The sequence below is a fragment of the Micromonospora arida genome, from assembly GCF_003857035.1.
GTDB lineage: Bacteria > Actinomycetota > Actinomycetes > Mycobacteriales > Micromonosporaceae > Micromonospora > Micromonospora arida.
In genome coordinates, this window is the sequence record NZ_QGSY01000101.1 from 1 (window position 1) to 24,265 (window position 24,265).

At 72.1% G+C, this 24,265-nt stretch carries 18 protein-coding genes; 12 read left to right on the forward strand and 6 right to left on the reverse strand.

All coding sequences use genetic code 11. The features are described from left to right. Nucleotides 1–477 precede the first annotated feature (477 nt). The 7 genes from DLJ58_RS04640 (at nucleotide 478) to valS (ending at nucleotide 12,206) form a co-directional block, all read left to right on the forward strand. The gene (locus tag DLJ58_RS04640) at nucleotides 478–1,902 is read left to right on the forward strand and encodes an FAD-binding oxidoreductase (protein ID WP_124854015.1); all 1,425 of its coding nucleotides are present in this window, start codon (nucleotides 478–480) and stop codon (nucleotides 1,900–1,902) included. An 86-nt stretch (nucleotides 1,903–1,988) separates the two neighbouring features. Beyond that, nucleotides 1,989–3,467: a DNA-3-methyladenine glycosylase 2 family protein gene (locus DLJ58_RS04645; protein ID WP_124854016.1), complete on the forward strand. Its 1,479-nt coding sequence runs from the start codon at nucleotides 1,989–1,991 to the stop codon at nucleotides 3,465–3,467. Beyond that, nucleotides 3,464–3,973: a methylated-DNA--[protein]-cysteine S-methyltransferase gene (locus tag DLJ58_RS04650; protein ID WP_124854017.1), complete on the forward strand. Its 510-nt coding sequence runs from the start codon at nucleotides 3,464–3,466 to the stop codon at nucleotides 3,971–3,973. The genes DLJ58_RS04645 and DLJ58_RS04650 overlap by 4 nt, the downstream gene beginning before the upstream one ends. Before the next feature lie 37 nt (nucleotides 3,974–4,010). Further along, the gene (locus DLJ58_RS04655; protein WP_124854018.1) at nucleotides 4,011–5,867 is read left to right on the forward strand and encodes an ABC transporter ATP-binding protein; all 1,857 of its coding nucleotides are present in this window, start codon (nucleotides 4,011–4,013) and stop codon (nucleotides 5,865–5,867) included. Continuing rightward, nucleotides 5,864–7,744: an ABC transporter ATP-binding protein gene (locus DLJ58_RS04660; protein WP_244218776.1), complete on the forward strand. Its 1,881-nt coding sequence runs from the start codon at nucleotides 5,864–5,866 to the stop codon at nucleotides 7,742–7,744. The genes DLJ58_RS04655 and DLJ58_RS04660 overlap by 4 nt, the downstream gene beginning before the upstream one ends. A gap of 123 nt (nucleotides 7,745–7,867) precedes the next feature. Further along, nucleotides 7,868–9,430: a trypsin-like serine protease gene (locus DLJ58_RS04665; protein ID WP_124854020.1), complete on the forward strand. Its 1,563-nt coding sequence runs from the start codon at nucleotides 7,868–7,870 to the stop codon at nucleotides 9,428–9,430. Between the two features lie 157 nt (nucleotides 9,431–9,587). Continuing rightward, nucleotides 9,588–12,206, forward strand: a complete 2,619-nt coding sequence (gene valS, locus DLJ58_RS04670) for a valine--tRNA ligase (protein WP_124854021.1) — start codon at nucleotides 9,588–9,590, stop codon at nucleotides 12,204–12,206. A gap of 44 nt (nucleotides 12,207–12,250) precedes the next feature. On the opposite strand, the gene DLJ58_RS04675 is transcribed toward valS, so the two are convergent. The 5 genes from DLJ58_RS04675 to DLJ58_RS04695 all read right to left on the reverse strand — a co-directional run bounded on the left by DLJ58_RS04675 (nucleotide 12,251) and on the right by DLJ58_RS04695 (nucleotide 16,424). Next, nucleotides 12,251–12,895 carry a hypothetical protein gene (locus tag DLJ58_RS04675; RefSeq protein ID WP_124854022.1) on the reverse strand — a complete coding sequence of 215 codons (645 nt, stop codon included), beginning with the start codon at nucleotides 12,893–12,895 and terminating at the stop codon, nucleotides 12,251–12,253. A gap of 93 nt (nucleotides 12,896–12,988) precedes the next feature. Then, a complete protein-coding gene (locus tag DLJ58_RS04680; protein ID WP_112583758.1) occupies nucleotides 12,989–13,699 on the reverse strand; it encodes an ABC transporter permease subunit in 711 nt (236 codons plus the stop codon). A gap of 1 nt (nucleotide 13,700) precedes the next feature. Beyond that, complete coding sequence (locus tag DLJ58_RS04685; protein WP_091406310.1) at nucleotides 13,701–14,612, reverse strand: ABC transporter ATP-binding protein; 912 nt, start codon at nucleotides 14,610–14,612, stop codon at nucleotides 13,701–13,703. Then, nucleotides 14,612–15,517 (reverse strand): ABC transporter permease, encoded by a 906-nt coding sequence (locus DLJ58_RS04690; protein WP_124854023.1) that lies wholly within the window; start codon nucleotides 15,515–15,517, stop codon nucleotides 14,612–14,614. Before DLJ58_RS04690 ends, DLJ58_RS04685 begins: the two co-directional genes overlap by 1 nt. Beyond that, a complete protein-coding gene (locus DLJ58_RS04695) occupies nucleotides 15,510–16,424 on the reverse strand; it encodes an ABC transporter ATP-binding protein (RefSeq protein WP_124854024.1) in 915 nt (304 codons plus the stop codon). Before DLJ58_RS04695 ends, DLJ58_RS04690 begins: the two co-directional genes overlap by 8 nt. Nucleotides 16,425–16,663: 239 nt before the next feature. Between DLJ58_RS04695 and DLJ58_RS04700 the strand changes: the two genes are divergently transcribed. The 4 genes from DLJ58_RS04700 to galT all read left to right on the forward strand — a co-directional run bounded on the left by DLJ58_RS04700 (nucleotide 16,664) and on the right by galT (nucleotide 21,806). Next, on the forward strand, nucleotides 16,664–18,178 hold the full coding sequence (locus tag DLJ58_RS04700) for a glycosyltransferase family 2 protein (RefSeq protein ID WP_124854025.1): 1,515 nt from the start codon (nucleotides 16,664–16,666) through the stop codon (nucleotides 18,176–18,178). Nucleotides 18,179–18,266: 88 nt separating this feature from the next. After that, on the forward strand, nucleotides 18,267–19,796 hold the full coding sequence (cysC, locus tag DLJ58_RS04705; protein WP_124854026.1) for an adenylyl-sulfate kinase: 1,530 nt from the start codon (nucleotides 18,267–18,269) through the stop codon (nucleotides 19,794–19,796). A gap of 112 nt (nucleotides 19,797–19,908) precedes the next feature. Next, a complete protein-coding gene (locus tag DLJ58_RS04710; protein WP_124854027.1) occupies nucleotides 19,909–20,733 on the forward strand; it encodes a DeoR/GlpR family DNA-binding transcription regulator in 825 nt (274 codons plus the stop codon). Then, entirely contained in the window at nucleotides 20,730–21,806 is a 1,077-nt protein-coding gene (gene galT / locus DLJ58_RS04715) for a galactose-1-phosphate uridylyltransferase (protein ID WP_124854028.1), read from the forward strand. Before DLJ58_RS04710 ends, galT begins: the two co-directional genes overlap by 4 nt. A 337-nt stretch (nucleotides 21,807–22,143) precedes the next feature. Here galT and DLJ58_RS04720 read toward each other — a convergent pair whose 3' ends face one another. Further along, complete coding sequence (locus DLJ58_RS04720) at nucleotides 22,144–23,361, reverse strand: NADP-dependent isocitrate dehydrogenase (protein WP_091406326.1); 1,218 nt, start codon at nucleotides 23,359–23,361, stop codon at nucleotides 22,144–22,146. Nucleotides 23,362–23,498: 137 nt separating this feature from the next. On the opposite strand from DLJ58_RS04720, the gene DLJ58_RS04725 reads away from it, so the two are divergent. Continuing rightward, the coding region (locus DLJ58_RS04725; protein WP_148097977.1) for an MBL fold metallo-hydrolase at nucleotides 23,499–24,265 on the forward strand (767 nt) is incomplete at its 3' end.

Genomic DNA, 24,265 nt, shown 5'->3' on the forward strand with positions numbered 1-24,265 from the left:
TGCCCACCCCGTCCTCGCCCACCACGGTGCCGACGGTCGAGCCCAGCCCCGGGGGCGCCCAGGTGACCCCGTCGATCACGCCGGGCCGGCCCGGCGTACCGGGCCAACCGACGGTCAAGCCGAGCCCGACGACCCGGCCGGGCCTGCCCAGCACGCCGGGCGCACCAGGCCACCCGCTTGTCTCACCAACCCCGACGACTCCGCTGGGCCCGCCCGGTGTGCCGGGCCGACCGACGGTCACGCCGAGGCCGTCACGTTGAGCACCACCGGTCAGGTCGGTGGTTCCTCCGCCCCGGCCTGACCGGTCAACCCAGGAGATTCCGGTCACCTTCGCGCGGCGCTCCCCGTAGCGGCGAGCGTCGCGCGCCGCAGCGACGGCGGGCACCGGTCCACCGAATTTGTCGAGGCCGACATGCCCGCTCATTCTTGGGCCATGACCGATCCCGGACACCCGAGGTGCGAGCTGCGGGGGCGACGATGAGCACGGCCATGGCCCGGGTGCCCGACTCCCTCCGGGGGCAGATCGTCACACCCGGCGACCGCCGGTACGCGCAACTGCGCTCGACGTACACCAGGTCGGCGTCACCGGCCGCGGTCCTGCTGCCGAAGACCACCGCGCAGGTGGTCGACGCGCTGCGCTACGCGCGGGAGCAGCGGCTGCCCATCGCGGTCCGCAGCGGCGGGCACGGCCTCTCCGGAGCCTCGTCCAACAACGGCGGGGTGGTCATCGACCTGTCCATGCTCAACCGGGTTCAGGTGATCGACGAGCGGGCCGGGTTGGTCCGGGTCGAGGCCGGCGCGCGTTGGGCGAACGTGGCGAAGGCGCTGGCCCCGTACGGCCTGGTGATCAGCTCGGGTGACTACGGCGGTGTCGGCGTCGGCGGCCTGGCCACCGGCGGTGGTGTCGGCTGGCTGGTCCGCGCCCACGGCCTCACCATCGACCGGGTCCGCGCCGTCGAGGTGGTGCTGGCGGACGGGACGCTGGTACGCGCGGACGCCGAGCACGAGCCGGAGCTGTTCTGGCTGATCCGGGGCGCCGGGGCCGGCACGGGCATCGTGGTGGCCTTCGAGATCGAGGCAGTCGAGCAGCGCAACGTCGGTGTCACGCAGCTGGTCGTCGAGGCGCATCCGGACGGTCGCACCGTCCGGGAGTGGACGAGCTACCTCGCCCAGGCGCCACGGGAGTTGTCCGCGGCCGCCGTGGTGTACGCCGAGGGTCGATCGGTGCTCATGTCCATCACCGCCGTGGTCGCCGCCGAGAGCCTGCGCCGAGCCCGGCCGGCGGTGGAACCGCTGCTCGCCATCGGCAAGGTGCTCGAACACCGGACCGACCTGCTGCCCTACCCGACGCTGGTGCCGACGGCGCACCTCAACCCCAACGTCGGGCAGCAGCGTGGCACGACCACCAACGGTCTGTTCACCGCGCTGGACGACGCCGGGGCGCGGGCCGTGACGCGAGCGGTGACCGGGCCGGGGCGGGCGGTGATCCAGCTCCGCTCGTTGGGTGGGGCGGTCAACGACGTCGCCTCCGAGGCAACCGCGTACCCGCATCGCCACCAGGACACGCTGATCGTGGCCTCGGTGTTTCCGCCGCAGGCCGACGCCGCGTTGAACGCCGCGTGGCGGGCCGCCGGGGCACGCGCCGACGGCGCGTACGTCAACTTCGAGAGCCGGCCTGACCCCGCCGCGTTCGCCCGGATCTACCCGGGCGAGACCGGGGCCCGGGTCCGGCGGCTGTGGAAGCGGTACGACCCGGACGGTGTGTTCCGATCGGCCCTGCTCACCGGTCAGGCCAACCGCGCCGGCCGGGACAACCGGTCCAGCCGTGCCGGCCAAACCGACCGAACCAGTCAGGGCTCCCGGGCCGGCCGGTCCGGTCAGCCGCACCGACGTCGGCGCTGACCCGGGGCGGGGCCCGCGCGCGGCGCGCACACCCAGGTCCGATTCCCGCCAGCCGATGACCGGTCGAGCGGGGCATCATCGGTGACATGGAGATGGACTTCGAGCGGTGTTACCGGGCCGTGGACAGCCGTGACCAGCGGTTCGACGGCTGGTTCTACACCGGTGTGACGTCCACCGGGATCTACTGCCGGCCGTCCTGCCCGGCCATCACACCGAAGCGGCAGAACGTCCGATTCTTCCCGTCCGCCGCCGCCGCGCAGGGCGCCGGGCTGCGCGCCTGCCGCCGCTGCCGGCCGGACGCCGCGCCCGGCTCACCGCTCTGGGACGTCCGCGCGGACGTGGTCGGTCGGGCGATGCGGCTCATCGCCGACGGGGTTGTCGACCGGGACGGCGTACCGGGGTTGGCCTCCCGGCTGGGCTACACCGAGCGGCACCTGCACCGGATGCTGAGCGCCGAGATGGGCGCCGGTCCGCTCGCGCTGGCCCGGGCCCAACGCGCCCAGACCGCCCGGATCCTGATCGAGACGACCGACCTGGCGATGGCCGAGATCGCGTTCGCCGCCGGCTTCGGCAGCGTGCGGCAGTTCAACGACACGCTTCGCGAGGTGTACGCGAGCGCGCCGTCGGACCTGCGCACGGCCCGTGGCCGCCAGCAGGCGCCGGCCGGGGCGGGGACCATCGCGCTCCGGCTGGCGTACCGCCCGCCGCTGCACGCCCGGGCGCTGCTGGACTTCCTCGCGGTGCGGGCGTTGCCCGGCGTGGAGGCGGTCCGCGACGGGACGTACCACCGGGGTCTGCGGTTGCCGCACGGCATCGGCCGGGTGGCGCTGACCCCGGCGGACGGGCACGTGGCGGCGACGTTGCGGCTCGCCGACCTGCGCGACCTGGCGCCGGCGGTGGCCCGCTGCCGCCGGTTGCTCGACCTGGACGCGGACCCGGCGGCCATCGACGCCACGCTGGCCGCCGACCCGGCGCTGGCCCCGGTGGTCACCGCCGAACCCGGCATCCGCGTCCCCCGCGCCGTCGACGGCTTCGAACAGGCCGTCCGGGCCATCATCGGCCAGCAGGTCTCGGTCACGTCCGCAAGAACAACCCTCACCCGCCTCCTCTCCCACCGCGTTGATCATGAGGTTGACGAGGTCGATGAAGATCGACACCCGGGCCAACCTCATGATCAACGGGGTGAGCTGCGGGGGTTCTTGAGCGCGGAGGAGCTTTTGGGCCTGCCGGACTCGGGGTTCGGGATGCCTGTGGGGCGGCGGGAGGCATTGCGGGGGTTGGCTCGGGCCGTGGTGGACGGATCCGTCGACCTCGCCGCCGGGGTGGATCGGGAGGAGGCCGTTCGACGGCTGCTCGCGCTGCCCGGCATCGGCCCGTGGACCGCCAACTACCTGGCCATGCGCGCCTTCGGCGACCCGGACGTCCTCCTCAGCTCCGACCTCGCGGTCCGGCGCGGCGCCGCCGCACTCGGCCTGCCCGACACCCAACCAACCCTCGACAGGTACGCCGAGCGTTGGCGTCCCTGGCGGTCCTACGCCACGATCAGACTCTGGAGAGCGGCATGAACATCGACAGCACCGTACTGAACACACCTGCCGGCCCACTGAGCATCCTCGCCGGCCCCGACGGTGACGTACGGGCGGCCGGCTTCACCCCGGACCCGGCGGCGCTGCTGCCCCTGGTCCACCCGGCCCTGCGGGCACCGCTACGGGAGCGGGCCGACCTCGGCCCGGTCAGTGCGGCGGTCCACTCCTACCTGGACGGTGACCTCACCGCCATCGACGCGGTGCCGGTGCGTCAACGCACCGGTGGAGAGTTCATGGCCCACGCCTGGCAGGTGCTGCGCGAGGTGCCGCCGGGCACCCCGGTCACCTACACCGGGTACGCCGCGCTGGCCGGCCGGCCACCGGCGGTGCGGGCCGCCGCGGCCGCCTGCGCCCGGAACGCGGCGGCCCTCTTCGTGCCCTGCCACCGGGTTCTCCGCACCGACGGCACGCTCGGAGGCTACCGCTGGGGGCTGGACGTGAAGAAGTGGCTTCTCGGTCACGAGCGACGCGTGACAACAAGCTGACAGGAGCATCGACACTCATTGACGCTACCGTCGGGTAGTGCCTGTGGAGAGCGACGGCGACCCGGCCGCCCGGGCCGCCGCGGGCACCCACCCCGTGCACAACCTCTGGCGGCTGCGCCCCTACCTGCGCCCGTACGCCGCCGAATTCGCCTGGCTGCTCGTCGCGGGCCTCGCCGGCACCGCAGCCGGGATCGCCGTACCACTGGTCGTGCAGCGGGTCGTGGACGGGCCGGTGGCCCGACACGAAACGGCCGGGCTGCTCCAACTCGGCGGCCTGGCGCTGCTGCTCGGCGTCGTCGAGGCGGTGCTCATCTTCATCCGCCGGTGGGTGCAGTCGTCCTCGGCGGTGGGCATGGAGGCGGCGCTGCGCGCCGACGTCTACGCCCACCTGCAACGGCTGCCGACCAGCTTCCACGACCGCTGGCAGTCCGGCCAGTTGCTCTCCCGGATCACCAGCGACCTGTCGGTGATCCGCCGGTTCCTCTCCTTCGGCGTGTTCTTCCTGGTGCTCAACCTGACCACGTACGTGGTCGTGGTGGTGCTGCTGATCAACCTGCACCCGGCGCTCGGGGTGCTGGTCGCGGCCAGCGCGGTTCCGCTGCTGCTGATCAGTCGCCGGTTCGGCCGGCACTACCACGCCGCGTCCCGCCGGATGCAGGATCAGCAGGGCGACGTGGCGACGCTGGTCGAGGAGACCGCGCAGGGCCTGCGCACCATGAAGGCGTACGGGCGGGGGCCCGAGCTGGCCGCTCGCTTCGCCGGTGCGGCCCGACGGCTGCACGACACGGGCGTCGACAAGGGACGGCTGCTGGCGAACACCGCGGCGCTGCTCGACCTGGTGCCCAACGTGACCCTTGGCGTGGTGCTGGCGGCCGGAGCGGCCGCCGCCGCGCAGGGCACGCTCACGATCGGCGAGCTGGTCGCGTTCGTCAGTCTCCAACTGATGCTCATCTGGCCGGTGCAGTCGCTGGGTTGGATCATCGCCAACGGTCAGGAGGCGGCCACCGCCGCCGACCGGATCCAGGAGGTGCTGGACACTCCACCGGAGATCGTGGATTCTCCCGGCGCGGTCGCGTTGCCGCGCGACGCGGTGCACGGTCGGCTGCGCTTCGAGCGGGTCGCGTTCAGCTATCCGGGTGCCGCCACGGGGGTGCTGCGCGAGATCGACCTGACCATCGAGCCGGGCGAGACGCTGGCCCTGGTCGGCGCCACCGGCTCCGGCAAGAGCACGCTGCTCTCCCTGGTGCCCCGGCTGCACGACGTGACCACCGGCCGGATCACCCTGGACGGGCACGACCTGCGCGAGCTGCGGCTGGCCTCGCTGCGCCGGCTGGTCGGCGTGGCGTTCGAGGAGCCCACCCTCTTCTCCATGTCGGTGCGGGAGAACCTCACCCTGGGTCGCCCGGACGCCGGCGACGACGAGATCCGCGCAGCCCTCGCGCTGGCCCAGGCCGACTTCGCGTACGACCTGCCGTGGGGGTTGGCGACCCGGGTGGGCGAGCAGGGGTTGTCCCTCTCCGGCGGGCAACGGCAACGGCTCGCGTTGGCGCGGGCCGTGCTCGGTCGACCGGCGGTGCTGGTGCTGGACGACCCGCTCTCGGCTCTCGACGTGCACACCGAGGCGCTGGTCGAAGCGGCGCTACGGCGGGTCCTGCGCGACAGCACCGCGCTGCTGGTGGTGCACCGGCCGTCGACGATCGCGCTGGCCGACCGGGTCGCCCTGCTGGAGGACGGACGGATCACCGCGACCGGCCGGCACTCCGACCTGCTGGCCACCGTTCCGGCGTACCGGGCACTGCTCGCCGCCGAGCCGCCCGCCGGGCATCCACCGCCGGCCGGGGCCAGCGGCCCGAGTTCGTCCCCTTCGGACGGGTGGGGGCTGGTGCGTTCGTGAGCGTGCCGGAGCAGGCCGACCCACCTCCCGAGGAGGAGCCCGAGCTCACCCGCTGGCGCGGAACGGCCACCGACCCGGAGGCTGACCGCAGTCGAGCCGAGGACACCAGCCCCGAGGCGGTGGCCCGGCTGCGCCGGCTCAGCCGCATCCTGCTGGGCGGCCTGCTCCGACCACATCGGCGGCGCCTCGCCGTGGCGGTCGCCCTGCTGCTGGCCCAGAACGCCGCCGCGATGGCCGGCCCGTACCTGGTCATGATCGGCATCGACCGGGCCATCCCGCCGTTGCGGGCCGGCGACGCCGGCCCGCTGGTCGCCGTCGCCGGGGCGTTCGCGGTGGCCTCGGTGACCGAGTACGCGGCCCGCCGCGGCTTCCTCACCCTCTCTGCCCGGATCGGCCAGGCCGTCCTGCTCGACCTGCGGCAGCGGGTGTTCGGGCACTTCCTGCGGCTCTCGGTGGGCTTCCACGAGCGGTACACGTCCGGTCGGATGGTCTCCCGGCTCACCAGCGACCTGGACTCGATCGCCGAACTGGTCGACGGTGGGATCGACAGCCTGGTGCTGGCCGGGCTCTCGATCCTGTCGGTGGCCGCCATCCTGCTCTGGCTGGACCTGCCGCTGGCGGCCGTGACGCTGTTCGCCTTCCCTTTCCTGTTCTCGCTCTCCCGCTGGTTCGCCCGGTCGTCGGCCAGCGCGTACCGACGGACCCGGGACGCGGTCGCGCTGGTCATCGTGCACTTCGTCGAGTCGATGCGGGGCATCCGGGCGGTGCAGGCGTTCCGCCGGGAGCCTCGCAACCAACGGATCTTCGCGGCGCTCGGCGACGACTACCGGCGGAGCAGCCTGCACGCGTTCCGGCTGATCGCCACGTATTCGCCCGCGATCAAGCTGATCGGCAACGTCACAGTGGCTGTGGTGCTCTGCTACGGCGGTTGGCGGGTGCTCGGCGGGCAGACCGGGATCGGTGTGCTCGCCGCGTTCCTGCTCTATCTGCGTCGCTTCTTCGAGCCGATGCAGGAGCTGAGCCAGTTCTACAACTCGTTGCAGTCGGCCACCGCCGCACTGGAGAAGCTGGCCGGGGTGCTCGACGAACGACCGGCCGTCGCCGAACCGACCCGGCCCACACCGCTGCCGACCGGTCCCGGCCGTGGTGAGGTGACCTTCCGCTCGGTCGGCTTCGGCTACCGGGCCGGCACCCCGATTCTCTGCCGGCTGGAGTTGACCGTGCCGGCCGGGCAGACCGTGGCGTTGATCGGCCCGACCGGGGCGGGTAAGTCGACGATCGCGAAGCTGGTCGCCCGTTTCCACGACCCCGACACCGGCGCGGTCGGGTTGGACGGGGTCGATCTGCGCGACGTACGCGACGCCGACCTGCGCCGCGCGGTGGTGCTGGTGACGCAGGAGAACCACCTGTTCAGCGGGACCGTCGCGGAGAACATCCGGTTCGGTTGCCCGGGGGCCGACGACGCCGCCGTCCAGGCCGCCGCGCGGGCGATCGGCGCGCACGACTTCATCGCCGCACTACCCGAGGGGTACGCCACCCAGGTGCACCGGCGCGGCGGCCGGCTCTCCGCCGGGCAGCGGCAGCTGGTCGCGTTCGCCCGCGCGTTCCTGGCCGACCCGACAGTGCTCATCCTGGACGAGGCGACGTCGTCGCTGGACGTGCCGACGGAACGTCTGGTGCAGCGGGCACTCGGCACCATCCTGCGCGACCGCACCGCACTGGTGATCGCCCATCGGCTTTCCACAGTGGAGACCGCCGACCGGGTGCTCGTCCTCGACAACGGAAGGGTCGTCGAGGACGGCCCACCCGCCGTGCTCGCGGAGGCCGACGGCCGGTACGCCGCCCTGCATCGGCAGTGGCGGGAGTCACTGGTCTAGCTACAATCACCGCTCGTCGGCCGCACCCGCGCGGTGCGGCCGCCAACAACGGCCGGATCCTTCCGGCCGGCACCACCGAACGCACGGGGAGGGTACGGGGTGCACACACGGGGACGCATGATCGTGGCTGGGCTGACAGTCTTCGGTCTGATCGGGGCCGCCGTCGCGGTGACCAGAGGAGACGGAGCCGACCGCCCGTCGACCACCGCGGCAGCGGCTGAGGAAAGGCTGGGCAGCGCGACAACCAGCGGAGCCAGCGCAGCACCCGGCGCAACCGCCTCCGGTGGCGTCGCGCCCAGGCCGCAGACGGAGCAGAAGACGGAGCCGAATGGCACCTCCGGTCCGGTGCGCGTCCGACCGGCCCAGGCGATCGCTCAGGCCGCGCCCGAGTCCGTCGCGTACCTGCGCGACCGCTACCAGATCTCCGCGACCGAGGCGGCCCGGCGGCTCGCCCTCCAGGAAATGTCCGCGCCCCTCGCCGCGCGGCTGACCGAGCAGGTCCCGCGCTCGTACGGCGGCATGTGGCTCGACCAGGAGGCCGGCGGCGTGCTCACCGTCGGAGCGACCGACGTCGCGGCGGTGCGGGCGGCCGTGGCCGAGGTGACGGACCCGGTGAACGTCCGGGTGGTCGCCGTGCGGCACGCCCTGGGTCAGCTCGCCGAGGCCGCAGCCGCCATCGCCGTCACGCTCGACGCGTCACCCGGCTCGGATGTCGTGGTGGATCCGCGGGCCAACGAGATCGTGGTGCTCACCGGCGACCAGATCACGACGGACGACCCGCGGCTGGCCGAGGCGCGCCGCGCCGCGGGCGTGCCGACCCGGACCCAGGTCCGGACCCCCGCGACCAACGTGCCGAAGGCGTGCGACCCGCGCTACTGCCCGCAGGCGCCGATGCGCGGCGGCATCCGCCTGGACGTGCCGCGCGACGACGGCACCGTCGGCGGCTGCACCACCGGCTTCAACCTCACCGTCGGAGTGCGCGACGCATACGTGCTGACCGCGGGGCACTGCGTCGTCGGCGGACGGCACCAGCAGGTCGACCGGACCTGGCATCAGTTCCTCGGCCCGAAGGTGCCCGTGACAGTGGAGGCGCCGAACCCGGACCTGGCCGAGAACGCCTACCCGTACGACTACGCGATCATGCCGTACCAGCCTGGGGCCCTGCCCCAGTGGACGTATCCGCGGGGGGCCAAGAGCACACCCAGCCTGGTCAACTACTGGTGCGTCGCGGACAACCCGCGATGCGCCACCAGCGGCAGCCGGGACGTGCGGATCACCGGCTACGTGCCGTGGAGCGACATTCAGAGCGGTTGGGTCGTCTGCGCGACCGGCGCGGCGTACACCCCGAAGGCCGGTGAACAGTACGTCGACTCCGGCGCCGGCGCCGGCTACGTGCCGGGCACCCGGTGCGGGGAGATCACCGGCAAGAGCAGCGGCGGCATCGACGTGCGGATCTGCGCCCGGCCGGGAGACAGCGGCGGGCCGCTGTTCACCGAGGCCGACGGCAAGGCGCTGGGCATCCTCTCGAACGGCGACCCGGGGCAGGGCGCCTGCACCAACCCCAACGAGCGGAACTCCTACGCCCCGATCTCCACGATCCTGGAACGGGTCAACGCCCGCAGCGGCGGGAAGCTGCGGGTCCGGCTGGCCACGTCCGGCCCGGCGGCCGGCCCGGTCGCCCGTTGACGGGAGGGCCGACCGGCACCAGCCGGTCGGCCCACCAGCGGTCGACCGGAACACCACGTCGGTCGTTGCCGCCGCGCCGGCCGACATCCGGCACGAATTCTCGTGGCGCACCGGTTAACCCGTGGTCCGGCCGCTGGCCCCTGCCTACGATCGCAGGATGACCGATACGGCGAGGACGGCCCGCGCCGGCGTTCCCGAGCGTCCGACACTGGACGGGCTCGAGGAGAGCTGGGCACGCCGCTGGCAGGAGGAAGGCACGTACGCGTTCGACCGCTCGAAGCAGCGGAGCGACGTGTACTCGATCGACACCCCGCCGCCGACCGTATCGGGCGAGCTGCACATGGGGCACGTCTTCTCGTACACGCACACCGACACCACCGCCCGGTACCAGCGGATGCGCGGCAAGGCCGTCTTCTACCCGATGGGCTGGGACGACAACGGGCTGCCCACCGAGCGTCGGGCGCAGAACGTGTACGGGGTGCGCTGCGATCCGGCACTGCCGTACGACCCGGTGTGGCGACCACCGGCGGCTCCGGTCGACGACGCGGCCCGCCGCGACCCCACCCCGATCTCCCGGCGCAACTTCATCGAGCTGTGCGAACGGCTGACGGTCACCGACGAGCAGGCCTTCGAGGCGCTGTGGCGGCGGCTCGGGCTCTCGGTGGACTGGTCCCTGACGTACACGACGATCGGCCGGATCGCCCGGACCACCAGCCAACGGGCGTTCGTCCGCAACCTGCGCCGCGGCGAGGCGTACCAGTCGGAGGCACCGACCCTCTGGGACGTCGGCTTCGCCACCGCGGTCGCCCAGGCGGAGTTGGAGGACCGGGAGCGCCCCGGCGCCTACCACCGGTTGCGGTTCACCGCCGCCGACGGGCGTGAGGTGCTCATCGACACCACCCGGCCCGAGCTGTTGCCGGCCTGTGTGGCGCTGGTCTGCCACCCCGACGACGAGCGGTACGCCGGCCTGGTGGGCGGCACGGTGCGCAGCCCGCTGTTCGACGTCGAGGTGCCCGTGTACGCCCATCCCCTCGCCGAACCCGGCAAGGGCACCGGGGTCGCGATGGTCTGCACCTTCGGTGACCTGACCGACGTGACCTGGTGGCGTGAGCTGGGGTTGGACACCCGCGTGGTGATCGGCCGGGACGGCCGGTTACTCCCCGAGCCGCCGCACGGGGTGCCGGCGCAGCCGTACGCGGCGCTGGCCGGGCAGACCGTCAACGGCGCCCGCCGGGAGATCGTCGGGATGCTGGCCGACGCCGGTGACCTCATCGGCGAGCCGCGCCCGATCACCCACCCGGTCAAGTTCTACGAACGCGGCGACCGGCCACTGGAGATCGTCTCGACTCGACAGTGGTATCTGCGCAACGGCGGCCGGGACGAGGCGCTGCGAGCCACGCTGCTAGGCAGGGGCGAGCAGCTGCACTGGGTGCCGGCGCACATGAAACACCGCTACGACAACTGGGTGGGCGGCCTCAACGGGGACTGGCTGGTCAGCCGTCAACGCTTCTTCGGCGTGCCGGTGCCGGTGTGGTACCGGCTCGACGACACTGGCGAGCCGGACTGGTCCCACCCTCTCACGCCGGACGAGTCCGCGCTGCCGGTCGATCCATCCAGCGATCCGGCGCCCGGTTACGACGAGTCGCAACGCGGCCGAGCGGGCGGCTTCATCGGCGACCCGGACGTGCTGGACACCTGGGCCACGTCCTCGGTGACCCCGCAGATCGTCGGTGGCTGGGAGACCGACCCGGACCTGTTCGCCCGGGTCTTCCCGATGGACCTCCGCCCGCAGGGGCAGGAGATCATCCGCACCTGGCTCTTCGACACCGTCGTCCGTTCGCACTTCGAGCACGGGGTGCTGCCCTGGCGGGACACCGTGCTCTCGGGCTGGATCCTCGACCCCGACCACAAGAAGATGGCCAAGTCCAAGGGGAACGTGGTCACCCCGCTGGCTCTGTTGGAGCAGCACGGCTCGGACGCGGTGCGCTACTGGGCGGCCAGCGGCAAGCCCGGCATGGACCTGGCCTTCGACCCGGCGCAGATCAAGGTCGGCCGGCGACTGGCCACCAAGCTGCTCAACGCGTCCAAGTTCGCGCTCGGACTGGGCGCGGCGGACGCGTTGCGCGCGTCGTACGACAACTCCAGCTCGGCGCGTCTGACGCCACGCCGCGACCTGGAGCAGTCGGCCACCACCCCACTGGACCGGGCCATGCTCGCCGAACTGGCCACCGTGGTCACCGCCGCGGGCACCGCCTTCGACTCGTACGACCACACGGCGGCCTTGCAGGTCACCGAGGCGTTCTTCTGGCGGTTCTGCGACGACTACATCGAGCTGGTCAAGGAGCGCGCCTACGGCACCGGCCCGGCGGCCGACTCCGCGCGGGCGGCGTTGGCCTCGGCGCTCTCGGTGCAGCTGCGGTTGTTCGCCCCGGTGCTGCCGTACGTGACCGAGGAGGTCTGGTCGTGGTGGCGGTACGGCTCGGTGCACCAGGCGCCGTGGCCCACCACCCACGAGGTGGCCCGGACGATCGAGGGCTCGGGTGAGCCGGCGCTGCTGCGGCTCGCCGGTGACGCGTTGAGCCAGGTGCGACGGGCCAAGTCGGAGCGGAAGCTGTCGATGAAGGCTGAGGTGCCGTTGGCGGAGGCGCTCGGCCCCGCGGCCCTGCTGGAGCAGCTCGCGCTGGTCGCCGACGACCTACGGGCGGCGGGCCGGATCGGCAAACTCGACCTGCTCCCGGGCCGCACCCCGGAGTTGGTCATCGCCTGCGCCTTCTGACCCGGGTCCGCCGCCGCCTGCTCGGGCGGCGGCGGACCGGCGGGTCACCAGCCGCGCAGGAAGCGCAGCCCGAGCAGGAACGCGATCACGGCGGGCCCCACCAGCAGGGTGATCGCCTGGAGGCGGTACGGCATCCGGTGCCGGGTCAACTCGCCCGCGTTGCCCAACACGATGGCCCCGGCCAGCATCAGGAACGCGCCCCACCAACCGGTGTCCAGATGGATCAGAGCCACCCGGATCAGTTGCAGAGTCAGGCCGAGCAGCGCTCCGGTCAGCGCGAGCAGGGCCACCGCCCGGTGCAGGCCCCGGGCCAACGGGTGGGCCGCGCGCCAGCCGTAGGTGCCGGCCACCGCCAGGCAGGGCAGCACCACCATGAGCGGCCAACCCCGCCCCATCACGCCGAACATCAGCAGCGCGCCGACCGCGAAGACCATCGTGCCGACGCAGGCGAGCATGTACCCGGCGAAGGCCCGGCCGCCGCCGCGAACCAGCAACGGCCCACCGCTGGCCGCGATCAACGCGGCCGGAATCAGAATGAACACCGCCCACCAGTGGAACTGACCGCTGCCCTGAGCCGCCGTGGCGACCGTGGCACAGGCCAGCCCGGCGACGGCCAGGCTGGTCAGCCACGGCCGGCTGCTCCGGGAGTATGGCTCAGCCAACGACGTCCGCTCCGCTTCGACGCTCACGCCCACCAGCCTGGCCCGAGGTGGCCCGGCCGGTCCATCCGGCCAGCCCTACCGCCGCGCGGGGGCTGGCCGGAACAGCGTCTCGCACCGTCGTCAGCTCGTCTCGCCAGCCACGCTGAACGAGCGCAGGCGGTCGATGGCGAGCACTGTGAAGCCGACGCTGACCAGCGCGGTCATCACCGACGCCACCGGCACCGACACGCTGGTCTCCAGCAGCCCGGTGGGGGCGATCCGGTCGGCGAGGGCGATCACGTACTGCTGGATGGAGAGCACCTTGGTGCCGCTGACGAAGTTGCCCAGCAGCCCCTCCCAGATCAGCACGTAGACCAGCCCGAGCAGCACCGGCCGCCTGGTGACCAGGCTGAGCGCGAGGAACAACGCCGAGTACGCCAGCGCCCCGAGCGCCGCCGCGACCGCCAACGCCAGTCCGAGGCGTACCGAATCGGCGAGCACGCCCGCGACGTAGAGCGGCACCGCCACGGTGACCGCGGTGACCCCGGCGGCCACCGCGAGCTTCGGCAGCACGATCTGCCAGCGCGGCAGCGGCTTGGTCAGGATGTGCACCACAGTGCCGTCGTCGATCTCGGCGCCCAGCACGCCCGTGCCGATGATCAGCGCAACCACCGGCAGCACCACGGCCAGCCCGAGGCCGACCAGCACCGGCGGCCCCCACTGGCCCGGGTCCACCCCCAGCGACCGGCAGAGCACGGCCAGCCCGAGCAGCACCAACGGCAGCGGTAGCAGCAGCAGGAACCGACGTCGGCCGAACAACCCGCGCGCGGTGATCCAGGTAACGGTCGACATGTCAGGCCTCCACCAGGTAGGAGAAGACGCTCTCCAAGGACTCGTCGGACGGCACCAGCTGTCGCACCCGGATGCCTTTGTTGAGCGCGATCCGGGGCAGCGCCCGGGTGAACGCGCCGTAGTCACCGGCCCGCACGGTCAAGCCGGTCGGGTCCAACTCGACCCCACTCACCGACGCCTCGGCGATCAGCGCGACGGCCAGCGCCCGGTCATCGGTGGAGCGCACCGCGAAGACGTGCGGGCGGTTGGTCATCAACCGGCGGATGGTCCGGAAGTCGCCGGAGGCGGCCAACCGACCGGCCACCATCACCTGCACCGTCCCGGAGACCTGTTCGACCTCCTCCAGGATGTGCGAGCTGAACAGGATCGTCCGGCCGGCGTCACCCAGGGTGTGCAGCAGCTGCATCATGTGCAGCCGCTGGCGCGGGTCCATGCCGTTGAACGGTTCGTCGAGCAGCAGCACCTGCGGGTCGTGCACCAGCGCGGCGGCCACCCGGGCACGCTGGCGCATGCCCTTGGAGTACGTGCCGATCCGGCGGTCCTGCGCCGACTCCAGCTCCACCAGATCAATCGCCCGTCGGGCCGCAGCCGCCGGATCGGGCAGCCGGTGCAGCTTCGCGCTGGCCAGCACGAACTCGTACGCGGTGAGGAAACCCTGCACCGCCTCCCGCTCGCTGACCAGCCCCAGCCGCCGATAGACGTCGGGATTGCGCCAGGTCGGCTCGTCGTCGAGGGTGACCGTGCCGCGCGACGGGGCGAGGAACCCGGCCATCATGTGCAGCAGCGTGGTCTTGCCGGCGCCGTTCGGGCCGAGCAGCCCGGTCACGCCCGGCCCGAGGGCCATGCTGATGTCGTTGACCGCGACCACGTTGCCGTACCACCGGGACACCCCGGTCAGGCTCAGCGTGCTCATCAGGAGGCGACCTTCCGGTAGCGGGCCAGCAGGAGGGCGGTCGCGCCGACGACCAGCAGCACCGCGGCCAGGGCGTAGACCGGGCCGAACCCGCCGATCATCATCTCGCCCGGATCGCCCTCGACCAGCAGGTCACCCAGCGACCAGATGCCCACCCCCTGCACCAGCGTGGAGGGGGAGGCGAGCCCGGCCAGCTCGTTGGCGGCGCGCGACGGCAGGATGCTCAGCACGCCCACGATCGGGGTGGTCATCAGGAAGACCGCGACCACGCCGCCGGCGGCGAAGGCGCGCTTGCCGGTCAGCGACGCGACCAGCAGGCCGACCGAGGCGAAGACCACCGCCCACAGCCCGGCGTAGAGCAGCCCGGGCAGCAGGTCGAGCAGCTCGTTCCACACTCCGCGCATACCCTGCTTGGTGGTGAACGCGGCACCGAGGAACATCAACAGCTGCGGCCCGCCGAGCAGCAGCCAGAGCGCGGTGACCAGCGCCAGCAGCTTGGCCAACGCGTAGTCGGCGCGCGGCAGCGGCCGGGAGAAGTACAGCGGCAGCACGCCGCTGCGCAGATCCCGGGAGACCAGCTCCGGGGCGACGACCGCGACGAAGAAGATGACCAGCCAGCTCATCGCGTCGGCGAACTGGGCGTACGTGGCGACCGGCTCGCCGATCTGGCTGCGGATCGCGGCCAGGGCCGCCGCGACCAGGGTGACGATGCCGACCACCAGCCACGGGAAGATCTTGGCTTTGGCGCTGCGCCCGAAACCGAACGCGGTGCGCAGACCGTGCAGGTAGAGCGCGCCGAAGACCTGCCGGCGGCCGAGCCTCGGACCCTCGTAGCGTTGGTAGCCGATGTCGTGGATGACGCCGGTCGGCGTGGGACGCACGGCGGCGGTGGACGGCTCAGGCATGAGTGAGCTCCCTCGTGGCGAAGAGTTCGGCCACCCGGTGCCGGCGCTGGCCCAGTCGGTGCAGTGGCAGGTCCAGTTCGGCGACCGCACCGAGGATCAGGTCGTAGGTGCCGTCGTCGGCGAGCGGCACGAGGAGCAGTCGCCCGTCCCGGGCGACCGGCAGTTTCAGCTCGGCGAGTCGGGCGGCGAGTTCCTCGGTGCCCTCGCTGACCTCCACGGCGAGCACGTCGGTGGCCGAGGTCATCGCGGAGATGTTGTCGGCGCGCAGCAACCGGCCGCCGTCGATGGCGATCAGCGTGTCGCAGATCCGCTCCACCTCGCCGAGCAGGTGCGAACAGACCAGCACGGAGATGCCGAACTCGGTGCCGATCCGGTGTACCAGGGCCAGCATGGCGTCGCGGCCGGCCGGGTCCAGGCCGTTGGTCGGTTCGTCAAGCAACAGCAGGTCGGGGTCGTGCACCAGCGCCTGGGCCAGCTTGACGCGCTGCTTCATGCCGGTCGAGTAGCCACCGACCGGGCGATAGCGCTCTTCGTAGAGCCCCACGTGCCGCAGTGCCTCCGAGGCACGCTCGCGAGCCGCGGTGCGAGGAAGGCCGCTCATTCGACCAAGGTGGGTGACCAGTTCGGCGGCGGACAGGTCCGGTGGGAGGCAGTCGTGTTCCGGCATGTAGCCGACCCGGTTGCGGACAGCCGCCGGGTCTGCGGTCGGGTCGATGCCGAGCACCGAGACCTGACCGCTGGTTGGTGCGATCAGGCCGAGCAGGATCTTGATCAACGTGGATTTTCCGGCGCCGTTCGCGCCCACCAGGCCGATGATCCCGGGCTCGACGGCGACGGTGAGGTCGGCCAGCGCGGTGACCCGACCTCCGTACGTCTTGGTGAGCGACTGGGTCGCGATCAGTGTCACGCGCCCAGCGTAGGGAGTCGATGCCCAGCAGGGACACCGGCACGCCCCCGGCACTCCCCTGATCCTTTTCCCGCCGAACCCCTAAGGCACCCGCCAAGGCCCTCGCTCCGTTTCCGCCGGTCCCGCGTTCGGCCCGACCCCGCCTTGGGAAAGACACGTCCAGGGTGACACCATTCACCTCCCGTTCACCAGGCATCGACCCCGCCCGGTGATCGACCGACGACGCGGGAGGGATCCTGATGGCCGAGGTGGGCGTCCCCAAGGTGAGCGTCGTGGTGCCGGCGTACAACTGCGGCCCACACATCGAGAAGCTCGCTGGCTCGCTGCTGCGCCAGTCACTGCCCGCCGACGAGTTCGAAGCCATCTTCGTCGACGACGGCTCGACCGACGACACCGCGAAGCGGCTGGACCAACTGGCGGCCGAGCACCCGCACATCAGGGTGCTGCACATCGAGAACTCCGGCTGGCCGTCGCGTCCGCGCAACCTCGGCGTCGACCACGCCCGCGGCGAGTACGTCTTCTTCGCCGACGACGACGACTGGTTCGCCGAGGAGGCACTGGAGCGGCTCTACGCCTGCGCGAAGGCGAACGACGCCGACATCGTGGTGGGGAAGATGGCCGGGTACGGACGCCCCGTGCCGCGGGAGCTGTTCCGCAAGAACCGCTTCGACGCCACTCTCGGCAACTCCCCCCTGGTCGACAGCCTGACCTGTCACAAGTTGTTCCGGCGGTCGTTCCTCGACGAGCATGGTCTGCGGTTCCCGGAGGGCGGCAAGCGTCGGCTGGAGGACCACTCGCTGGTCATCCGGGCCTACTTCCTGTCCCGGCGCACCTCCGTGCTGTCCGACTACGTCTGCTACCACCATGTCCAGCGGGGCGACGCGCGCAACGTCACAGCGGGCAAGCTGGACCCGGCGAGCTACTACGCCAGCGTGCGGGAGGCGCTGGACGTCGTGGACGCCAACACCGAGCCGGGTCCGCTGCGAGACCGGCTGCACCGGCGCTGGCTGCGCAACGAGATGCTCAGCCGGCTGCGCGGCAAGCGGCTGCTGAACGCCCCCGACGCGTGGCTGGAGGAGGTCGCACTGGAGGTCCAGAAGATCATCCAGGACCGCTTCGCACCGGGCGTCGCCGGTGGACTGCCGCCTCTGCTCCGAGCCGTGGCGTACCTGGCGGAGCAGGGGCGCGTCGCGGACCTGCGCAGGCTTGCACGCTGGGAGGCGGGCATCGCCGCACACGGCACTGTCGACGAATACCGGCGTGTCGACCACGGCGTCACGGTGACCGTCGCCGCCGAGCTGCGCGCCGCGGACCAGCCGGTCGGGTTCCGCGCGGACGATGGCCGCGACGTGCTGATGCTCCCGATGGAGGAGGTCGCCCCCGAGGTGCTCGACGCCACCGCGCAGGTGCGCAAGGCCCGCCTGGACCTGGTGGCCCGCCACCGGGAGACCGGCACCGAGATCTTTCTTCCGAACACCTTCCAGACCGAGCGGATCACCGGTACGACCGGAGCGGACACCGTCCACCTGGTGCACCGGGCCACCGCCACGATCGACTTCGCCGCCCTCAACGGCGGCCGGACCAGGGGCAGCTGGCAGCTCAAGGCCCGGATCACCAACGTGGGCTGGACCGAGGACACGCGACTGCCTCTGCTGTTCATCTGCCGGGCCGACGGCTCGCGACCCCGGATCCGCGACGAGCGGAAGCTGTGGAACCGGGTGCGGTCGGCGGTAGGCCGGCGGATCAAGCGCTGATCCGCCCGCGCGGGTCTTGGAGTGGCGCCCTCGACCGATGGGCGGTCGGCTGCGAAACTGTGTGCCGGTCAGCGAGTGGGGGGTGTGGATGAGCAACGGCTGGGTGCTGCCCGACGAGGTGCTACGGGACGCACCGGCGTACACGCCACGTCCCGGTGAGCTCGCGGATCTGGAGCTGCTGCTGACCGGCGCGTACGCCCCACTGACCGGCTTCATGACCCGCGCCGACCTGGTCTCGGTCAGCCGACGCGGCCGGCTGGCCGACGGCACACCGTGGCAGGTCGCGGTCGTTCTCCAGGTGCCGGCCGCCTTGGCGCAGAGCCTCGATCCGCGCGACCCGGCCCGCCGGGCGCTCGTGCTGACCGACGGGGAGGGCGCCCCGGCGGCCGCCCTGGACGTGGCCGACGTCTGGCCGGTCCGCGAGGGCGTGGCGGGAGTGGGCGGCCAGGTTCGGCGGCTCGGCGACGGTGTGCACGGTCCGTTCCAGCGACTGCGGCGTAACCCGGAGGAGGTCCGTGCGCTGCTGCCCCCGGGCCGGGTGCTCGGGGTGATCGCCGATCGACCGCTGCATCGTCCACAGCTCGCCCAGATCGCCCACGCCGCCCGCACCCTGGCCGCTCATCTGCTCGTGATGATCCCGGTCGGCGAGGGCGGCGCAGACGGGCTCCCGCCGGAGGCGCTGGTCCGTACGATCTTCGCCGCGCGGGACCGGATGCCACCCGCCACCCTGGTCGCGGTGCCGCTGTCGCACCGACGCGAGGAGATCAGCGACGCGTTGCTGCGCGCCCGGGTCTCGGCCGCGTACGGGGTGACCCACCTGCTCTCCACCGGGGAGATGCTCTCCGGCGCCGGGCTGCGGGTGCTGGTGCCGCGAGAACTCGCCTATGACAACCGGGACGGGCAGTGGCGTTGGCGGGAGGACATCCCACCGCGCAACCGCCGGCTCGCGCTGACCCAGCCGGAGATCGACGACCTGCTCGACCGGGGCTTCCCGCTACCGGAGTGGCACACCCCGCCCGCTGTGGCACGGGAGTTGGCCCGGGCCCGACCGCCGCGTCGGCAGCGAGGGCTGGTGGTCTTCCTGACCGGTCTCTCCGGCTCCGGCAAGTCGACGATCGCCCGAGGGCTGGCGGACGCGTTACGGGAGAGTGGCGACCGCACGGTGACCCTGCTCGACGGGGACGTGGTGCGCCGGGAACTCTCTGCCGGGCTGGGCTTCAGCAAGACCGACCGGGATCTCAACGTCCGGCGGATCGGTTGGGTGGCCGCCGAGATCGCCCGGCACCGTGGGGTGGGCATCTGCTGTCCGATCGCCCCGTACGCGGCGGCCCGGGCCACCGCCCGGGAGATGGCCCTCGCCGCCGGATCGGGTTTTGTGCTGGTGCACGTGGCTACCCCGCTGGAGGTGTGCGAGCGGCGGGACCGCAAGGGCCTGTACGCGCGGGCGCGAGCCGGCCTGCTCACCGGGATGACCGGCATCGACGACCCGTACGAGGAGCCGACCGACGCCGATCTGGTGCTCGACACCACCGACCTGAGCGTGGCGGACGCGGTGCAGGCCGTGCTGCACCATCTGACCGAGACCGGCTGGGTGGAGCTGAAGGTCGCGTCCGCCTGAGGCGTCGCCGTACCCGTTCCTTCCACCGCTGAACGGTACGCGCTAGTGTTCACCTTTGTTGGAACACGTTTGACCGCGTGAGGGTACGTGGACGTCCGGGGAGGCACGACGGATGCTCGCTCAGCAGCGGCAGGCGGCCATCCTGGAGCGGGTCCGCTCGACCGGCGGCGTCCGGGTCAGCGAGTTGGCAGGCGATTTCGGCGTGTCCGACATGACCATCCGGCGCGACCTGGATGCGCTGCACGAGCGCGGCCTGCTGGCCAAGGTGCACGGCGGCGCCACCACGACCGGGCCAAGCTCGACCGACGAGCCGGGCTTCCGCGCCAAGTCGGTCCGCCAACTGCCCGAGAAGGCGGCCATCGCCGACCGGGCGGCTCAGCTGGTCCGGCCGGGAGCAGCGGTCGCACTCTCCGCCGGCACCACCACGGCCGAGCTGGCCCGCCGGCTGGTGGACGTGCCCGAGCTGACCGTCGTGACCAACTCGCTGCCGGTGGCCGAGATCATGCACGCCGGTGGTCGCCCGGACCAGACCGTGGTGCTCACCGGCGGTGTACGCACACCGTCGGACGCGCTGGTCGGTCCGCTCGCGGTCGGGGCCGTCCGGTCACTGCACCTGGATCTGCTCTTCCTGGGCGTCCACGGCATCACCGAGCGGGCCGGCTTCACCACCCCGAACCTGATGGAGGCGGAGACCGATCGGGCGCTCGTGGCGGCGGCGGACCAACTGGTGGTGCTCGCCGACCACACCAAGTGGGGCACGGTCGGCATCTCCTCGATCGTCGAGTTGGCGGCAGCCCACGTACTGGTCAGCGACGACCGGTTGCCTCCACCCGCACGACGGGTACTCGGCGAACAGGTGGGCGAACTGATCATGGTCGAGGCGACAGGGGCGGGCCGCGCGACGCGCACGCCGACAACTGAGGGGACGGCGCCGTGAAGCGCACCGCGATCGACCTGGCCGACGGCCGGGAGCTGATCTACTTCGACGAGCGCGACGACGCGGTCCGCGACCAGCCGGACCGCCGGGACCTGCCGCCGCCTCCCCCCGCCTCGCAGCTGCGCCGCGACCCGTTGACCGACGAGTGGGTGGCGGTCGCCGTGCACCGGCAGACCCGCACCTTCCTCCCGCCGGCGAACGAGTGCCCTCTCGACCCGTCGGTGGGCGACCGGCTGACCGAGATCCCCGCACCCGACTACGACGTGGTGGTCTTCGAGAACCGGTTCCCGTCACTGAGCGGTCGGGTGGCCGAGGAGCCGGGGGAGATCACCCCGTTCACAGCGGTCCGGCCGGGCCTCGGCCGGTGCGAGGTGGTCTGCTTCACGTCGGATCACAACGCCTCCTTCGCCAGCCTGCCCCCGCGCCGGGTCCGCACCGTGCTGGACGCCCTCGCCGACCGCACCGAGGTGCTCGGCGCGCTGCCCGGCGTCGAGCAGATCTTCTGCTTCGAGAACCGGGGCGTTGAAATCGGTGTCACGCTGCACCATCCGCACGGCCAGATCTACGCGTACCCCTTCGTGACGCCGCGCACCCGGGCGATGCTGGCCGCGGCGCGCCGGCACGCCGAGCGGACCGGCGGGGGCAACCTGTACGCGGACGTGCTGGCCGCCGAACGCGCCACCGGTGACCGGGTGGTCGCGGAGAACGAACACTGGACGGCGTTCGTCCCGGCGGCAGCCCGTTGGCCGTTCGAGGTGCACGTCGCGCCGCGCCGGGTGGTGCCGGACATCCCGGCGCTCAGCGACAGCGAGCGGGACGCCTTCGGGCCGCTCTACCTGGATCTACTGCGCCGCTTCGACGGCCTGTTCGACATGCCGATGCCGTACATCTCGGCCTGGCACCAGGCGCCCGTGCGGGTCGACCGCGAGCTGGGCCACCTGCACCTACAGCTGTTCAGCATCCGGCGGGCTCCGGACAAGCTGAAGTATCTGGCGGGCTCCGAGTCCGGGATGGGTGTCTTCATCAACGACATCTCCCCGGAACGCGCCGCCGACCTGCTACGCGCCGCCTGAGCCGCGCTGCTGTGCGCGGGGCCTGAGTTTGGCAGGTGCGGTGCGGTGCGGTGCGGCATGAGCTTGGCGGGAAACAGGGCGCGGGGGGCCCGGGACAGGGCCCCCCGCAGGGAAGGGACGGCTGGCTGTGCACGGCACAGCCGGGAAGGCTGGCTGATCGGCGCACGGGTGCCGCGGGTCGACCGAGGTCAACCTTCCTGGACGCGACTGGCATCTCGTCCATCCTGGTCAACGAGGCGCGCCGGTCGCAGTGACGCCGATCGGCGCGGCGGCGCCGGACACGCCGAAGCCCGCCGGCTGAGACGCCGGCGGGCTCCGATGACGCGGTACGCCTGGATCAGGCGGCGATCTTGCGGGCCAGGTTCTCGTCGAGCGCGTTCATGAACTCGTCGGTGGTCAGCCACGGGGCGTCCCGCGAGATGAGCAGCGAGAGGTCCTTGGTCATCTGGCCGCCTTCGACGGTGTCGACGATGACCTGCTCCAGGGTGTTGGCGAACTCGGTGACCGCCGGCGTGCCGTCCAGCTTGCCCCGGTGGGCCAGGCCCCGGGTCCAGGCGTAGATCGACGCGATCGGGTTGGTCGACGTCTTCTCACCCTTCTGGTACTGCCGGTAGTGCCGGGTGACCGTGCCGTGGGCGGCCTCGGCCTCGACGGTCCGGCCGTCCGGGGAGAGCAGGACGGAGGTCATCAGACCCAGCGAGCCGAAGCCCTGCGCGACGGTGTCGGACTGCACGTCACCGTCGTAGTTCTTGCAGGCCCAGACGTAGCCGCCCTCCCACTTGAGCGCGGCGGCGACCATGTCGTCGATGAGCCGGTGCTCGTAGGTGATGCCGGCGGCGTCGAACTCGGCCTTGAACTCGGCCTCGAACACCTCGGCGAAGAGGTCCTTGAACCGACCGTCGTACGCCTTGAGGATGGTGTTCTTCGTGGACAGGTAGACCGGGTAGTTGCGGTCCAGTCCGTACCGGAACGACGCCCGGGCGAAGTCCCGGATCGACTCGTCGTAGTTGTACATGCCCATGGCGATGCCGCCGCCGGGGAAGTTGGCGACCTCCATCTCCATCGGCGCGCCGCCGTCGGCCGGGGTGTAGGTGATGGTCACCGTGCCCGGGCCGGGGACGACGAAGTCGGTGGCCTTGTACTGGTCACCGTGGGCGTGCCGGCCGATGATGATCGGCTTGGTCCAGCCGGGGACCAGCCGCGGCACGTTGGACATGATGATCGGCTCACGGAAGACGACGCCGCCGAGGATGTTGCGGATGGTGCCGTTGGGCGACCGCCACATCTTCTTCAGGCCGAACTCCTCGACCCGGGCCTCGTCCGGGGTGATGGTCGCGCACTTGACGCCGACGCCGTGCTCCTTGATGGCGTTGGCGGCGTCGATCGTGACCTGGTCGTCGGTCTCGTCGCGGTGCTGGATCGACAGGTCGTAGTAGTGCAGGTCGACGTCGAGGTAGGGCAGGATCAGCTGCTCCCGGATCTGCTTCCAGATGATCCGGGTCATCTCGTCGCCGTCGAGTTCTACGACCGGGTTGTTTACCTTGATCTTCGCCATCGGCCGGCGCTCCTCTCGGGGGACACGTGCTCAAGCAGTACGAGCGTACTGCAATTGGGCCGGCAGCCCCCAGCCGGCCTCGACCGGCCGGCGGAACCGGGCTGCGCGGAACAGGAATGCCCTGGAATCATCGTCCGATGCCACTGAACCGCACCCTCGGGTCTATCACGGTCACCGCACTCACCGACGGTGAGGGTGCCTTCTTCCAGCCCCGCGCGGAGGCGTTTCCGCAGGCCACAGCGGCACACTGGGCGGAGGCCGACCGGCGCGACCCCGGCTCGGTGACCGCCGACGGGCAGTGGTGGCTGCCGTTCCGCAGCTTCGCGATCCGCGCCGGCGACGGGCCGGTCACGCTGGTCGACGCCGGGATCGGCCCCGCCGACGCACCCGCCGCGAGCTGGGCGCCCGTGCCGGGGCGGCTGCCCGCCGAGTTGGCCGCCGCGGGCATCGACCCCGCCGATGTCGACACGGTCGTCCTGACCCACCTACACAGCGATCACATCGGCTGGGCGGTCACCGGCACACCCGGGCAGCCGTACTTTCCGAACGCGAGCTACCTGCTGCAGCGCGCCGAATTCGACGCGGCGGAGACGCTCAACCCCGGGCTGCCGGCCGGCCTCATCGCGCCCCTGCGCGCCGCCGGCCAGCTCCGGGTGGTCGACGGCGAGACCGCCCTCACCCCAGCGGTACGCCTGCTGCCCACCCCGGGCCACACGCCCGGTCACCAGTCGGTGCTCCTGACCTCGGCCGACGAACGGATGCTGCTCACCGGGGACCTACTGGTGCACATGGTGCAACTCGTCGACCCCGACCTGGCGTACGCCCACGAGGAGGACCCGGAGCTCGCCCGCACCTCCCGGCTGAGCGCCCTGCGCACCCACTCCCCCACCGTCCTGGCCACCCC

Coding starts and splice junctions, on each gene's coding strand:
- DLJ58_RS04640 (WP_124854015.1), top strand. CDS start 478: ATGAGCACGGCCATGGCCCGGGTGCCCGACTCCCTCCGGGGGCAGATC.
- DLJ58_RS04645 (WP_124854016.1), top strand. CDS start 1,989: ATGGAGATGGACTTCGAGCGGTGTTACCGGGCCGTGGACAGCCGTGAC.
- DLJ58_RS04650 (WP_124854017.1), top strand. CDS start 3,464: ATGAACATCGACAGCACCGTACTGAACACACCTGCCGGCCCACTGAGC.
- valS (WP_124854021.1), top strand. CDS start 9,588: ATGACCGATACGGCGAGGACGGCCCGCGCCGGCGTTCCCGAGCGTCCG.
- DLJ58_RS04680 (WP_112583758.1), bottom strand. CDS start 13,699: ATGTCGACCGTTACCTGGATCACCGCGCGCGGGTTGTTCGGCCGACGT.
- DLJ58_RS04685 (WP_091406310.1), bottom strand. CDS start 14,612: ATGAGCACGCTGAGCCTGACCGGGGTGTCCCGGTGGTACGGCAACGTG.
- DLJ58_RS04690 (WP_124854023.1), bottom strand. CDS start 15,517: ATGCCTGAGCCGTCCACCGCCGCCGTGCGTCCCACGCCGACCGGCGTC.
- DLJ58_RS04700 (WP_124854025.1), top strand. CDS start 16,664: ATGGCCGAGGTGGGCGTCCCCAAGGTGAGCGTCGTGGTGCCGGCGTAC.
- cysC (WP_124854026.1), top strand. CDS start 18,267: ATGAGCAACGGCTGGGTGCTGCCCGACGAGGTGCTACGGGACGCACCG.
- DLJ58_RS04710 (WP_124854027.1), top strand. CDS start 19,909: ATGCTCGCTCAGCAGCGGCAGGCGGCCATCCTGGAGCGGGTCCGCTCG.
- DLJ58_RS04720 (WP_091406326.1), bottom strand. CDS start 23,361: ATGGCGAAGATCAAGGTAAACAACCCGGTCGTAGAACTCGACGGCGAC.